This is a genomic window from Streptomyces pristinaespiralis, assembly GCF_001278075.1.
GTDB lineage: Bacteria > Actinomycetota > Actinomycetes > Streptomycetales > Streptomycetaceae > Streptomyces > Streptomyces pristinaespiralis.
This window is the reverse complement of record NZ_CP011340.1, coordinates 6281012-6294434: the sequence shown is the minus strand read 5'-3', so window position 1 is coordinate 6294434 and position 13423 is coordinate 6281012. Positions and strand designations below refer to the sequence as shown.

Below are 13423 nucleotides of genomic sequence, written 5' to 3'. Positions count from 1 at the left end.
GCCCTCGTGACCCGGAACCGGCCGGTCACTGCCGGTCCCCCGCCCGGGCGCCCCTCGGCCCCGCTCAGCCCGCGGCATCCCCACGCCGCGGCGTCGTTCCGCCCCCGGGCGGTTCCTGGTCCGCCTGGGTCGCCCTGGGCCGCGGCAGGGCCGGCTGGAGCACCAGCAGGCGCTCCACCAGGCGCAGGAACATGGCCGCGTCCCTGAGGAGGTCGTCGGCGTCGCGCCGGCTGGCAGCGCCCCGTATGCCCGCCTCGGCGCGGGCCCTGCGCTCGGCCCCCGAGGCGAACAGCAGGCTCCATTCGGACAGCTCCGGCGCTATCTCGGGCAGCACCTCCCAGGCGCTGCGGATGCGCTGCCTGCGGCGTGCGCCCGTCTCGGGGCGCCCACGGGCGGCGAGCACCGCGGCCGCGGTGCGCAGCGCGGCCAGATGGGCCGTGGCGTACCGCTCGTTCGGCTGGTCGAAGGTCGCGGCCTCGTCGAGTCCGCTGCGGGCCTGGGCGAGCAGATCGAGGGCGGCGGGTGGTGCGGAGGACCGGCGCAGGACGGGGTGCACGTCGTGCGCCGGGCCGGTCGATGAGGGGGCAGGGCCGGTGGCGCGGCGCCGGTGAGCGGCGGCTGCTGAGTAGCTGGCCATGACGAGCCTCCTGTCGTCGTGTGACGGCGCTGTGGCCGTATGTGTCCATCGTGGAGGCACCCACTGACAATCGGCTCTGACCTGGCCTTTTGCCTCGATCAAGGGTTCGGGGGTAGCTTTTGCACTGACTGGTCAGTCTAAAAACTGGCGAAGGGACCGGGATGGAAATCGGGGTGGGGCAGGTGGACGGCCCGCAGGGTGCGGCCATGAGCGTCGAGGATTTCGGGCTGAAGGGCCCGCGCGGCTGGGCCTTCCGCTCGGTCACCGTCGACGCGGAGCCGGGCGCGCTCGTCGCGATCGAGGGCCCGTCGGGCTCCGGACGTACCTGCCTGCTGCTCGCGCTCACCGGACGCATGCGCCCCACGGAAGGCCGTGCGGAGGTCGCCGGTCTCCAACTGCCGCGCAAGATGGCCGCGGTGCGCCGGATCAGCGCGCTCGGCCCGGTGCCGGGGGTCAGCGATCTCGACCCGGCGCTCACCGTCGCGGAGCACCTGCGCGAACGGGCCCTGCTGCAGCGACGTTTCGACGGTTCCCTCCGCGCACTGTTCCGGCCGCGTGCGGAGCGGGCGGCCGCTGCCGCCGAACGCGTCGAGAAGGCACTGGCAGCCGCAGGGCTCGATCTCGCGACGCTGCCCAAGAGGGAACGCACGGCCGTGCGCGACCTCGAGCGGCTCGAGGAGCTGCGGCTCTCCGTGGCTCTCGCGCTGATCGGCCGCCCCCGGCTGCTCGCCGTCGACGACGTGGGACTCAAGCTCTCCGACACGGAACGGACCGCCGCCTGGGGGCTGTTGCGCTCGGTCGCGGACAGCGGGACGACCGTGCTCGCGGTGTGCGCCGAGGCGCCGGAAGACGCCGTCGTCGTACGGACCCGGGCCACCGCCACCGGCTCGGACAGCGACGACGGCCTCCTCGCGACCACCGGTGAGGGGACCGCCGAAGACACCGGCCAGGACACCGGCCACGACCACGACGCCGACGCCGGCCCGGACGCCGACCAGGACGCCGCCACCGCCACCGCCAAGCACAACGACGAGGACACCGCCGAGGAGGGGAAGGCCGATGCGATCGCCGAAACTGGCCGCGCTTGAGCTGAAGCGCTTCGGGCGGGGGAAGCTGCCGGCCGCCGCGATCGTCGCGGTCATGCTGCTGCCGCTGCTCTACGGCGCCCTGTACCTGTGGTCCTTCTGGGACCCGTACGGCAGGCTCGACAGGATCCCCGTCGCCCTCGTCAACGACGACAAGGGCGCCACCGCGTCCGGCAAGCGGATCGCCGCCGGTGACGAGATCACCAAGGGCCTGCTCGACAGCGACGTCTTCGACTGGCACGAGGTCGACGACGCGGAGGCCCGCCGGGGTGTCGAGGACGGCACGTACTACCTCTCGCTGACCATGCCGGAGGACTTCAGCCGGCGCATCGCCTCCAGTTCGGGCGACTCCCCAGAGACCGGCGCACTCCAGGTCCGCACGAACGACGCGAACAACTACATCGTCGGGCAGATCTCCCGCACGGTCTTCTCCGAGGTGCGCACCGCCGCGTCGACCGACGCCTCCCGGTCGTTCCTCGACCGCATCTTCATCTCCTTCTCCGACATCCACGAGGCGACGGAGAAGGCGGCGAAGGGTGCCGACAAGCTCAAGAGCGGGGTCGGGAAGGCCAAGAAGGGTTCCGAGGACCTCGCGGACGGTCTGAAGGACGCCAAGGACGGCAGCGGCAAGCTCGCCGGAGGCATCACGAAGCTCCACAAGGGCGCCGGCGAGCTGGAGAACGGTTCCCGGCAGGTCGCGGACGGCACACAGGTGCTCGCCGACAAGGTCAACGGCTACGCCGACAAGGCCCGTCCGTACCTGAAGGACAACGGGAAGTCGATCGGTGACACCGCCCGGCTGGTGGCCGACTCCTCCCGGGCCGTGCAGCGCAATCTCGGCCTGCTGACCGAGCGCGCCCCCGGCGCCGCGCTCCGCGCGCACAAGGCCGCCGACGCGCTGGGCGAGATCCACCGGACGCAGTGCGAGCAGGCTCTGCTCCCCGACCCGAAGGCGTGCCCCGAGCTCGAGCGCGCCAAGGACACCGCGGCGGACGTCGCCAAGATCGCCGACGACCTCAATGTGCTGATCAGCAACAGCGACGGTGACCTCACGTCGCTGAAGAAGCACCTCGTCGACCTCGAGAAGAAGGCCGACGACCTGGCCCGGGGCGCTCCGAAGCTGGACGAGAACCTGGAGTACGCGGTCGGCAAGATCAACGAGCTCAACACGGCCGCCCACAAGGTCGCCAAGGGCGCGGACCGGCTGCACACCGGTCTCACCACCGCCAAGAAGGGGTCCACCGACCTCGACTCGGGTGTCGGCAAGCTCAAGAAGGGCGCCGGCGAGCTGGACGGCGGGCTGTTCCGCCTCGCCGACGGGTCCGCGGAGCTGGCGGTCGGGCTGAACGACGGCGTCCACAAGATCCCGGACTACGACAAGAAGGACCGTGACCGCCGCACCGAGGTGATGGCCGACCCGGTCCGGCTGGCCGGCAAGTCCCTGCACTCGGCGCCCAATTACGGCACCGGATTCGCCCCGTACTTCATCCCGCTCTCCCTCTGGGTCGGCGCGATGGTCGCCTACATGATCATTCAGCCGCTCAACCGCCGGGCCCTGTCCACCGGGGCGTCCGCCTGGCGGATCGCCCTCGCGGGTCTGCTCCCCGTGGCGGCGATCGGCCTGCTCCAGGTCGCGGCGCTGATGTCCGTCCTGCACTGGGGCCTCGGGCTGAAGACGGCCCACGCGGCCGGCACCGTGGCCTTCCTCGCCCTGGTCACCTGCTGCTTCGCGGCGATCATCCAGTGGCTCAACGCCCGCTTCGGCGCCGCCGGCCGGATCCTGGTCCTCGCGGCCCTGATGCTCCAGCTCACGTCCGCGGGCGGCACCTACCCCGTCCAGACGAGTCCCGGCTTCTTCAACGCGATCCACCCGTTCCTGCCGATGACCTACGTCGTCGAGGCCCTGCGCAGGCTCATCACGGGCGGCGGACTCGGTCCGGTGTGGCAGGCGTGCGCCGTGCTGCTGGCCTTTTCGGCCGGTGCGCTGGCCCTGACCGCCCTCTCGGCCAGGCGCAAGCAGGTCTGGACACTGGACCGGCTTCACCCGGAGCTGAGTCTGTGACCGCGCCCGGACCTGTGAGAATCGAGGTCATGGACAGCAGCAGCAGACGCCGGGCGACGCGCGCGAAGCTCTACGAGGCAGCCGTGACGCTCATCGCGGAGCAGGGCTTCTCGGCCACCACGGTCGACGAGATCGCCGAGCGTGCCGGGGTCGCCAAGGGCACGGTCTACTACAACTTCAAGAGCAAGACCGAACTCTTCGAGGAGCTGCTGCGCTTCGGCGTCGGCCTCCTCACGGCTTCGCTCCAGGAGGCCGCGGACCGTACGGCCGAGCGCGGCGGCACCAAGGTCGAGGCGCTGGACGCCATGATCCGGGCCGGTCTGGTGTTCATCGACCGCTATCCGGCCTTCACCCAGCTGTACGTCGCGGAGCTGTGGCGCACCAACCGGGCCTGGCAGTCCACCCTCCTGGTCGTGCGGCAGCAGGCGGTGGCCGTTGTGGAGACCGTGCTGCGCGAGGGCGTGGAAGCGGGCGAGCTGAGCGAGGAGGTCGACATTCCGCTCACCGCCGCCGCGTTGGTCGGCATGGTGCTGGTGGCGGCACTGGACTGGCAGGCCTTCCAGCGGGAGCGGTCCCTCGACGACGTCCACGGGGCACTGTCGCTGCTGCTGCACGGCCGGGTGAGCGGCCGCCGCGACTGAGCCCGGCTCTGCCGCGACAGGCGCCGCGAACGGGCCTCATGGAGGCCGCGCCCGGACGCCCCGGCCGGCTTCGGCTCCGGCACCGGAGCGCGGACACGAAACGCCGGGCGGCTGGTTTTCCAGCCGCCCGGCGTCTGCGTTCCCCGCTCCCCCGCCACCCCCGTGGTCCGGAGAGCCCGACCCCCGTTGTCCCCCGTGGTCGTGGGCCCTCCGTCCTGCAACCCCCGTTCCGTCAGGGGAGCCGCACCGCTCCGCCGCCCCGTGTCGTCGGTGCCGGTGCCGCGCCCCTTCCGTGGTCCCCACTCTTCCGTCCGGGCGGGCCCGGCCCCATCCGCGCGGATACTCATCTCGGCGCGTAGGTACGGATACTCAGCACTCCGTGCTCAACCCCACCCGCGGCCGCGCCGGGGTGGTTACGATCGCGTCCGTGTCCGTACTCCCTCTCGTCTTCACCAGCGGCTGGGCCAGCGGGATCAACGCCTACGCGGTGGTCCTCGTGTTCGGCGTGCTCGGCGCGACCGGCGTCTCCGACCAGGTGCCCCAGGCGCTTCAGCGCCCCGACGTCCTGATCGCCGCCGGGGTGCTCTTCCTGTGCGAGGCGGTGGCGGACAAGGTTCCGTACGTCGACTCGGTATGGGACTCGGTCCACACCGTGATCCGGCCCGTCGCCGGCGCCGTGGTCGCGGCGCTGCTGGCGGGTGAGAGCGGTTCGCTGCCGGAGCTCGCGGCGGGGGCCGTGGGCGGCTCGACGGCGCTGATCAGCCACCTGGTCAAGGCGGGGACCCGGATGGCGGTCAACACCTCGCCCGAGCCCTTCAGCAACATCGCCGTGAGCGTCGCGGAGGACCTCGGGGTCGCCGGCATCATCTCCTTCGCCGTCTTCAACCCGTGGGCCGCCGCCGCCATCGCCGGCACGCTCCTCGTGCTGGGCATCGTCACGGTGCTGTTCCTCGCCTCGAGGATCCGGCGGTTCATCCGGCGCAGGGCGCAGCGCCGGGAGGAGAGACGCACGGGCGTCGCGGTGGGCCTCCACCGACCGCCGGACTGGTGAGCCGGGAGGCCGCCGGGCCGCGCGCGCACCCGGCCACGGGGAGCGGTGGCCGCGGGTAATAGAGTCGCGCTCATGGCACGGATTGCGGTGATCGGCGCCGGGATGGGCGCCATGGCGGCTGCCGCCCGGCTGGCCGTGGCAGGCCACCGGGTGACGGTGTACGAGCGTCTCGAGACCCACGGCGGCTCGGTGGGCCGCTTCGAGCGGGACGGCTTCGCCTTCGACACCGGGCCCGGTCTGCTGCATCTCCCGGCGGTCTGGCGGGACCTGTTCGTCAAGACCGGCAAGGAGCCGCTGGAGAAGTGCGTCGAGCTGACGCAGGTGGATCCGGCGAGCCGGCACGTCTTCGCCGACGGCACGGACGTCAGCCTCCCCAACGCGTCGAGGGCCGGCACCCTCGCCGCGCTGGAAGCGGCGCTCGGGCCGGGTTCCGGCGAACGCTGGGGCGAGTTCCTGGGCCGCGCCCGGGACGCCTGGGAGCGCTCACGCCGTCCGCTGCTGGAGGAGCCGCTGCCCGCGGACACCGCCTTCCTGTCGAAGGACCCCTACCCGGCGTTGCGGCAGGGCCTGTTGCGGCGGCCCGCCCGCACCCTCGCCGAAATCGGCACGCGCGAGCTGCGCGACCCGCGCCTCGCCGCACTGCTCGACAGCCACGCCGTGGCGTACGGCCTCGACCCCCGCAGCGCTCCCCCGTCCGCCGCGGTGCTGCCGTACATGGAGCAGACCTTCGGCTCCTGGTACGTGAAGGGCGGCCTGCGCGCCCTGGCCGACGCGGTGTACGAGCGCTGCCTGGCCCGGAAGGTGGAGTTCGTCTTCGGTGCCGCCGTGACGGGCGTGCTGGAGAAGGACGGCCGTGCCGCCGGCCTGGAACTGGACCGGGGCGGGCCGGTGGAGGCGGACATGGTGGTCTCCGGGGCCCCGGTGCCGTCGCTGTTCGAGAACCGCGTCGTGACGTGGGCCGGTCCCGGTGAGCGACCGGACGGGCGGCTACGGACCGGCACCGGCCGGCTGACGGTCCACCTCGCGCTGCGCGGCGCCCGCCCGGCGGGCACCGTGCACCGCACCGTGGTGCACGCTCCGGACCCGGCCGCGGAGTGGGACGCGGTGAGTTCCGGGCGGACCGGCCCGCGGCCCACCGTGGTCGTGATGCGGCCCGACGACCCGCTGCTGCGGCCCGACGACGACCACGAGACCATCACGCTGACGGCCACGGTGCCGGCAGAGCCGGCCGGCGGGCAGACGTGGGCCCGGATCGCGGAAGAGGCCGCCGACAGGATGGTCGCGGCGGCGGAGGCCGCTGTCCCCGGGCTGCGTGAGCGGATCCTGTGGCGCGTGGTGCGCACTCCGGAGGACACCCGCCACGACACGGCTTCGGCCGCGGTCCCGGCCCCCGCGCTCGCCGGGTCGTCCGGGGCGTTCCTGCCGGCGATGAACACCTGCCCCCTCGAGGGGCTGTATCTCGCCGGCGGCTGGGCACATCCGGGAGGCGGGCTGGCGCACTCGGGCATGTCCGGTGCGCTGGTGGCCGGGCTGATCGTGGAGGGCGCGGACTTCCGCGGCTCCCGCTGAGCGGCCGCGCCGGGCGCGGCGGCGGGCCGGAGCAGCTCAGTAGCGGTACTGCTGCTGGTCGTTGTACCCGTTGTCGTAGTACGTGGGCGGCTGCTCCTGCTGCTCGCCCTCACGCTGCTGCGGCACCCACACGCCACCGGGCGGGGTGTCGCTGTAGCCCTCCTGCTGCCCGTAGCCGGCGTACTGCTGGTCGCCGTAACCGCCGCCGTACGTGTCGTAGGTGCTGTACTGCTGGCCGCCCACGTAGGGGTCGGAGTAGGTGGCGTACTGCTGACCGCCGGTGCCGTAGTCGTACTGGCCGGCGTAGGTCGCCGCTTCCGCCGGCTGCTGCTGTGCGTAGCCGTGGCTGTCGTAGGCGTCGTAGGCGCCGTAGCCCGGGCCCTGTGCGGCGTAGCTCTCGTCGCGGGCCCTCGCCTCCTCCGCGTCGGGCCGGGCGGCGTAGGCCTCTTCGGTGTAGATGCCGTACTGACCGGTGTCGTCCGGCAGCGGCTGCGGCTCGTAGACGGCGGGGCCCGTGCCGTCCGCAGCCGGGGCGGCCGTGTCGTAGGGCTGCTCGGCCGAGTCGTAGGAGAGGTCGGTGACCTCGAGCGTGGGCTCCCTCGTCGCTTCCCGGTCCGCGCCGGAACGGCGCCGTCTGCTGACGCCGGGGCTGCCGCCGATGGCCCAGCCGGTGGAGAAGCCGCGCCGGAAGGAGAGGGTCACATAGGTCTGGCCGACCGCGAACGCCATGGCGCCGAGGGCGATCACCACCACGGAGGGCAGCAGCACGCCTATGACGACGCCCAGGAAGCCGCCGAACGCCAGCAGTCGCCAGCGAAGCCGCGCCTTGTACTGCAGCAGCACCTCACCGAGCAGCCACAGCGCGACGATGCCGAACGCGATATAGAGGACCGTCCAGCCCATGTCCGCCCCTCTCCTGCGGCCGCCGCCCCGGGGCGGGGCGGGTACGACCGGTCACGACTGCTCGTGCAGTCCGAGATTCTCGTAGATTTCGAGCGTCGCGGTGGAGTTGTTGAGCGTAATGAAGTGCAGCCCCGGGACACCCTCGGCGAGCAGCCTTGCGCAGAACTCCGTCGCGAACTCGATGCCAATGGAGCGTACAGCGGCCGGATCGTCCTTGACCGCGAGGATGCGCTCTTTCAGCTCGGCCGGGAAGTGCGCGTTGCTGAGAGTGGCGAAGCGTTCGATCTGCTTGACGCTGGTGACGGGCATGATCTCGGGAATGATCGGGGTTTCGCAACCCGCTGCGGAGACCCGGTCACGAAGTCTCAGATAGTCCTCCGGCACGAAGAACATCTGCGTGATCGCGTAGTCGGCGCCGGCTCGGCACTTGTCCACGAAGTGCCGGGTGTCCTCGTCCCAGTCCGTCGAGCGGGGGTGCATCTCGGGGAAGGCCGCGACGCCCACGCAGAAGTCGCCGGACTCCTTGATGAGCCGGACCAGGTCGGCCGCGTAGCGCACGCCCTCGGGGTGCTCGACCCACTCGCCCATCGGGTCGCCGGGCGGGTCGCCGCGGACGGCGAGGATGTTGCGGATGCCCGCGTCGGCGTACTGGCCGACCATGTTGCGCAGCTCGGCGATCGAGTGGTTGACCGCGGTGAGGTGCGCGACCGGTGTGAGGGTGGTGTCGGCGGCGATCTCCTGCGTGGCCTTGACCGTGCCGGCGCGGGTGGAGCCGCCGGCCCCGTAGGTCACGGAGACGAAGTTCGGGGCGACGGCCTCGACCCTGCGCAGCGCGTTCCACAGGTTCCGCTCGCCCTTTTCCGTCTTGGGCGCCCAGAACTCGAACGAGTACGACGTCTTGCCCGTCGCAAGCATGTCGCGCACCGTGCGTGCGCGATCCGTTCTGGTCGAAGCAGTACCGAGGGCCATACCGGCAGGTTAGCCAGACCGGAGGCGTCCTCGAACCGAATCAGGGAAATATGTCTGATTTGCCGGTGTCTTGTCCATCCCTTGGACAGAGATGGACGATCACCGCCATCGTCACGCGGTCCGCTCCCTGACCCGCTTCGCCAGGCCGGCGGCGGCCGCGGCGGGGTCGTCGGCCTCGGTGATCGCCCGCACGACGACGACCCTGCGCGCACCGGCGTCCAGCACCTCGTCCAGGTTGGCGGCGTCGATACCGCCGATCGCGAACCACGGCCGCTCGCCGGCCAGCCCCGCCGTGTACCGCACCAGTGCGAGGCCGGGGGCGTGCCGCCCGGGCTTGGTGGGAGTGGGCCAGCAGGGGCCGGTGCAGAAGTAGTCCACGCCCGGCTCGACGGCGGCCGCGGCCGCCTCGGACTCGCTGTGCGTCGAGCGGCCGATCAGCACGCCGTCCCCGAGGATCGCGCGGGCGGCCGGCACCGGCAGGTCGCCCTGTCCCAGGTGGAGCACGTCGGCGCCGATGGCGTGGGCCACGTCGGCGCGGTCGTTCACCGCGAGGAGCTTGCCGTGCCGGCGGCAGGTGTCGGCGAGGACCTGGAGGTGCTCCAGCTCCTCCCCGGCCTCCATGCCCTTGTCACGCAACTGCACGATGTCCACGCCGGACGACAGCACGGCGTCGAGGAACTCGGGCAGGTCCCCCTGCCGCTTGCGGGCGTCCGTGCACAGATAGAGCCGGGCGTCGGACAGCAGCGCGCGAGCCGTGGACATGAGGCGATCCCCCCGTTGGGCGGCGGACGCACGGGCCGGGCGGCCCGGACCGTGCATCCGCCGGCGATGATGGTTTCCGTCGGTTCAGACGGCGAGCGCCTGGGCCCGGCGCTTCACCTCCGTGCCGCGATTCTCGCTGAGCGCCTGGGCAGGCGTGCCCGGCAGGGTCGGGTCGGGGGTGAAGAGCCACTCGAGCATCTCTTCGTCGGTGAAGCCGTCGTCCCTCAGCAGGGTCAGGGTCCCGGAGAGGCCCTTGACCACCTTGTTGCCGTCGATGAAGGCGGCAGGCACCTGGAGCGCCCTGTTCTCACCGCGTCGCACGGCGATCAGCTGGCCGTCCTTGACCAGCTGCCGCACGCGCGTCACCTCGACATCGAGCATTTCCGCGATGTCCGGCAGGTACAGCCAGGCGGGGACGAGGGCATCGATCTTTGCGTCAATCTCGGTCACGGGGACAAGCCTGCCATCCAGGACCGACAGTCGGTAGCCAGGACCTACCGTGCCGCCGCCTTCAGAGGTACGGAAGGGTCCGCCGCCCGCGCCGGATCCAGCTCGTCCCCGGACACGATCAGCTTGCGCCCTTGTGCCAGATCACGGGGCCTGCCCACCGTCAGCAGGGCCACCAGGGCGCCGTCGCGGAGCCACAGCACGGACCAGGTGTCCTCCGCCGGACTGCCGCGCCACAGCAGCGTGTCGGCGGCGCCGTGGTGGCCCGCGTACTGGACGAACCGGCCGAACTGCTCGGACCAGAAGTACGGCACCGGGTCGTACGCCTCCGGGGCCCGCGGCTCGGGCTCCTGGGCGCCGACGATGTTCGCCGCGACCGTGCGCGGGCCCTGAAGCGCGTTGTCCCAGTGATGGACGAGCAACCGTTCGCCGTATCGGCCGGACGGGTAGGACGCGCAGTCCCCGACGGCGTACACGTCCGGGGCGGAGGTACGCAGATACCGGTCGGCGATCACCGCGCCGTCCGGGCCGAGCTCGATGCCGGAGTCCGCGAGCAGGGCGGTGGCGGGCCTGGCGCCGATGCCGACGACCACGGCGCCGGCCGGGATCCTGCGTCCTCCCGCGAGGACGACGGCGCCCGGCTCGACGGCTTCCACCCGGGCTCCGGTGATCAGCTCGGCCCCGTACTGCCCGTACCAGGCGGCCATCGGCTTCGCGACCTCGGCGGGCATGGTGCCGGCGAGCGGACGGCCCGCGGCCTCGACGACGGTGACGCGGCACCCGGCCGCGCGGGCGGCGGTCGCGAACTCGGCGCCGATCCACCCGGCGCCGACCACGACGACGTCGTGCTGCTCGGCGAGCAGCGGCCGCAGCCGGGCGGCGTCGTCGAGCGTGCGCAGCAGGTGGACGCCGGGGACGCCGACCGCACCGGGCAGGGTGACCGGCTCGGCGCCGGTGGCCAGGACCAGCACGTCGTACGGGACGGGCCCGGCCGTGGTGTCGACCTCGTGCGCGCCTGTGCGCACCCGGGTCACCTCGAGGCCCAGGCGCAGGTCGACGCCGAGTTCCTCGAAGTCGATGTCGAAGGCGGAGTCCTCCGCCTTGCCGAGCAGGATCGCCTTGGACAGCGGCGGTCTGTCGTACGGCTGGTGCGGCTCCGCGCCGATCAGGGTGACGGTGCCGGTGAATCCCTGCTCGCGCAGGGCGACCGCGGTCTGCACGCCGGCCATACCGGCGCCGACGATCACCGCGCGCCGTCGCGGCGCCGTCCGACGCCCCTCGTCCACCCGCGTCTGCTCCTGCCGTTCGTCCACCCGCCCACCTTACGTACCTGACCGGAGGTCAGGACGTGCGGCTCAGGAAGCCTGCTCCTCCACCACGCTCGTCCCGCTGCCCTCCTGGGACTCCCACTTCCAGCTCTCCTCCAGCCGCACCCGGCCGTCCGGCAGGTCCACCACCGTGGAGAGGCAGTGCCCGGAGGACGTCCCGCCGTCCGTCTTGAGCTGCACATAGCGGAAGTCCAGCCGGTCGCCCTCCCTGGTGCCCACCAGGTGGCCGCGGACCACGTCGCCCCCCTCGTACTCGGCCCAGATCCGGCCCCGCTCCTCGTGATACGTGAACCGGGTCCGGGTGCCCACCTGGCCCGGGGCCTGGTCGGCGACCGGGGAGAGGACAAGTCCGTCGAGCGACTTCGCCACTGCTGCGGCTCCCTTACAACGCGTCGGGGCGTGCGGTTAGGGTGGCCACCGTAAGGCACTCGCGGGAGCCCGGGCGCACCGGGCTGAGAGGGAGGCTGGCCGGCCTCCGACCGTACGAACCTGATCCGGGTCATGCCGGCGAAGGGAGGGGCTGGACGCCCATGTCTCGTACACCGAGCCCAGACGTCCTCGTCATCGGGGGCGGGATCATCGGCCTGGTCACGGCCTGGCGCACCGCGCAACGGGGGCTGCGGGTCGCCGTCGCCGACCCTGAACCGGGCGGCGGGGCGGCGCAGGTCGCCGCCGGGATGCTGGCCGCCGTCACCGAACTGCACTACGGCGAGCAGACGCTGCTCGGCCTCAACCTCGAATCCGCGCACCGCTATCCGGCCTTCGTCGCCGAGCTGGAGGAGACGTCCGGCCGGCGGGTGGGCTACCGCTCCTGCGGCACACTCGCCGTCGCCCTCGACGCCGACGATCGGGCGCATCTGCGTGAACTGCACGCCCTCCAGCACCGGTCGGGGCTCACGTCCGAGTGGCTCACGGGCCGCGAGTGCCGTCGCCTCGAGCCGATGCTCGCCCCCGGCGTCCGCGGCGGGCTGCGGGTCGACGGCGACCATCAGGTCGACCCGCGCCGGCTGGCCGCGGCCCTGATCGCCGCCTGCGAGCGGGCCGGGGTCGAATTCCGCCGCGGCTGGGCGGAGCGACTGCTCGTCACGGGCGACCGGGCGACCGGGGCCGTGCTCGCCGACGGCGCCGAACTGTCCGCGGGGCAGGTCGTCCTGGCCGGCGGCAGCATGAGCGGACGGCTGGAGGGCGTACCGCAGGACGTGCTCCCGCCCGTGCGCCCGGTGAAGGGTCAGGTCCTGCGACTGACCGTGCCGCGCCCCTACGCGCCGTTCCTCTCCCGCACGGTGCGCGCCGTGGTCCGTGGCAGTGAGGTCTACCTCGTGCCCCGCGAGGACGGCGAGCTGGTCGTGGGCGCGACCAGCGAGGAGCTCGGCTGGGACACGACGGTCACGGCGGGCGGGGTCTACGAGCTGCTGCGCGACGCGCACGAGTTGGTGCCAGGGATCACCGAACTGCCCCTTGTGGAGACCCGGGCGGGACTGCGCCCCGGCTCCCCCGACAACGCACCGCTGCTGGGCTTCACCGAGCTGCCGGGTCTGCTGCTGGCGACCGGCCACTACCGCAACGGCGTGCTGCTGACGCCCGTCACCGGCGATGTGCTGGCCGACGCCCTGACGACCGGTGAACTGCCCGACGTGGCACGGCCCTTCTCACCACGCCGCTTCTCGTCCGTCCTTCAGGAGCAGCCCGCATGAACGCCTCCGTCAACGACAGCGCCGACGCCGCAGTCGCCGCTGCCGCCGCCTCGACCGTCGCCGACGGTCCGGTCCGCGTCCTCGTCAACGGCGAGGCCCGTGACGTCGCGGCCGGCACCACGCTGGACGTGGTCGTCACCACGCTTTCCGCCGCGCCGTCCGGTGTCGCCGCCGCCGTCAACGAGGCGGTCGTCCCGCGCGGCGAATGGGCCGCCACCCGGCTCGGCGACGGCGACCGTGTCGAGATCCTCACCGCAGTGCAGGGAGGCTGAACC

Annotated in this window: 14 protein-coding genes and 1 riboswitch; of the genes, 7 read left to right on the top strand and 7 right to left on the bottom strand. The window is 72.6% G+C overall.

Annotation, left to right across the window (positions count from 1 at the left end; genetic code table 11):
* Window positions 1-64: 64 nt before the first annotated feature.
* The gene (locus tag SPRI_RS26845; protein ID WP_005318674.1) at window positions 65-637 is read right to left on the bottom strand and encodes an SAV_6107 family HEPN domain-containing protein; all 573 of its coding nucleotides are present in this window, start codon (window positions 635-637) and stop codon (window positions 65-67) included.
* Between the two features lie 206 nt (window positions 638-843).
* On the opposite strand from SPRI_RS26845, the gene SPRI_RS26840 reads away from it, so the two are divergent.
* The 5 genes from SPRI_RS26840 to SPRI_RS26820 all read left to right on the top strand — a co-directional run bounded on the left by SPRI_RS26840 (window position 844) and on the right by SPRI_RS26820 (window position 7045).
* A complete protein-coding gene (locus SPRI_RS26840) occupies window positions 844-1725 on the top strand; it encodes an ATP-binding cassette domain-containing protein (RefSeq protein ID WP_238996253.1) in 882 nt (293 codons plus the stop codon).
* The gene (locus SPRI_RS26835) at window positions 1697-3784 is read left to right on the top strand and encodes a YhgE/Pip domain-containing protein (RefSeq protein ID WP_005318671.1); all 2088 of its coding nucleotides are present in this window, start codon (window positions 1697-1699) and stop codon (window positions 3782-3784) included. The genes SPRI_RS26840 and SPRI_RS26835 overlap by 29 nt, the downstream gene beginning before the upstream one ends.
* A gap of 29 nt (window positions 3785-3813) precedes the next feature.
* Window positions 3814-4425, top strand: a complete 612-nt coding sequence (locus SPRI_RS26830) for a TetR/AcrR family transcriptional regulator (RefSeq protein WP_037776938.1) — start codon at window positions 3814-3816, stop codon at window positions 4423-4425.
* A gap of 427 nt (window positions 4426-4852) precedes the next feature.
* Window positions 4853-5476 (top strand): DUF4126 domain-containing protein, encoded by a 624-nt coding sequence (locus SPRI_RS26825; RefSeq protein WP_053557794.1) that lies wholly within the window; start codon window positions 4853-4855, stop codon window positions 5474-5476.
* 72 nt (window positions 5477-5548) lie between these two features.
* Entirely contained in the window at window positions 5549-7045 is a 1497-nt protein-coding gene (locus SPRI_RS26820; RefSeq protein ID WP_005318668.1) for a phytoene desaturase family protein, read from the top strand.
* 36 nt (window positions 7046-7081) lie between these two features.
* Here SPRI_RS26820 and SPRI_RS26815 read toward each other — a convergent pair whose 3' ends face one another.
* The 6 genes from SPRI_RS26815 to SPRI_RS26790 all read right to left on the bottom strand — a co-directional run bounded on the left by SPRI_RS26815 (window position 7082) and on the right by SPRI_RS26790 (window position 11823).
* Window positions 7082-7948 (bottom strand): hypothetical protein, encoded by an 867-nt coding sequence (locus SPRI_RS26815; RefSeq protein ID WP_005318666.1) that lies wholly within the window; start codon window positions 7946-7948, stop codon window positions 7082-7084.
* 51 nt (window positions 7949-7999) lie between these two features.
* Window positions 8000-8917, bottom strand: coding sequence for a methylenetetrahydrofolate reductase [NAD(P)H] (gene metF / locus SPRI_RS26810; RefSeq protein WP_005318664.1), 918 nt, complete (start codon window positions 8915-8917; stop codon window positions 8000-8002).
* A 111-nt stretch (window positions 8918-9028) separates the two neighbouring features.
* Window positions 9029-9679 carry a thiamine phosphate synthase gene (gene thiE, locus SPRI_RS26805; RefSeq protein ID WP_037774924.1) on the bottom strand — a complete coding sequence of 217 codons (651 nt, stop codon included), beginning with the start codon at window positions 9677-9679 and terminating at the stop codon, window positions 9029-9031.
* 84 nt (window positions 9680-9763) lie between these two features.
* Window positions 9764-10129 (bottom strand): Rv2175c family DNA-binding protein, encoded by a 366-nt coding sequence (locus SPRI_RS26800; RefSeq protein WP_053557401.1) that lies wholly within the window; start codon window positions 10127-10129, stop codon window positions 9764-9766.
* Window positions 10130-10173: 44 nt separating this feature from the next.
* Window positions 10174-11355 carry an NAD(P)/FAD-dependent oxidoreductase gene (locus SPRI_RS26795; protein WP_078951373.1) on the bottom strand — a complete coding sequence of 394 codons (1182 nt, stop codon included), beginning with the start codon at window positions 11353-11355 and terminating at the stop codon, window positions 10174-10176.
* A gap of 126 nt (window positions 11356-11481) precedes the next feature.
* Window positions 11482-11823 (bottom strand): hypothetical protein, encoded by a 342-nt coding sequence (locus tag SPRI_RS26790; RefSeq protein WP_005318652.1) that lies wholly within the window; start codon window positions 11821-11823, stop codon window positions 11482-11484.
* A gap of 51 nt (window positions 11824-11874) precedes the next feature.
* Window positions 11875-11987, top strand: a riboswitch (TPP riboswitch).
* On the opposite strand from SPRI_RS26790, the gene thiO reads away from it, so the two are divergent.
* The gene (gene thiO, locus SPRI_RS26785; RefSeq protein ID WP_005318650.1) at window positions 11985-13148 is read left to right on the top strand and encodes a glycine oxidase ThiO; all 1164 of its coding nucleotides are present in this window, start codon (window positions 11985-11987) and stop codon (window positions 13146-13148) included. (Overlaps the previous riboswitch by 3 nt.)
* Entirely contained in the window at window positions 13145-13420 is a 276-nt protein-coding gene (gene thiS / locus SPRI_RS26780; RefSeq protein WP_005318648.1) for a sulfur carrier protein ThiS, read from the top strand. Before thiO ends, thiS begins: the two co-directional genes overlap by 4 nt.
* Window positions 13421-13423 lie beyond the last annotated feature (3 nt).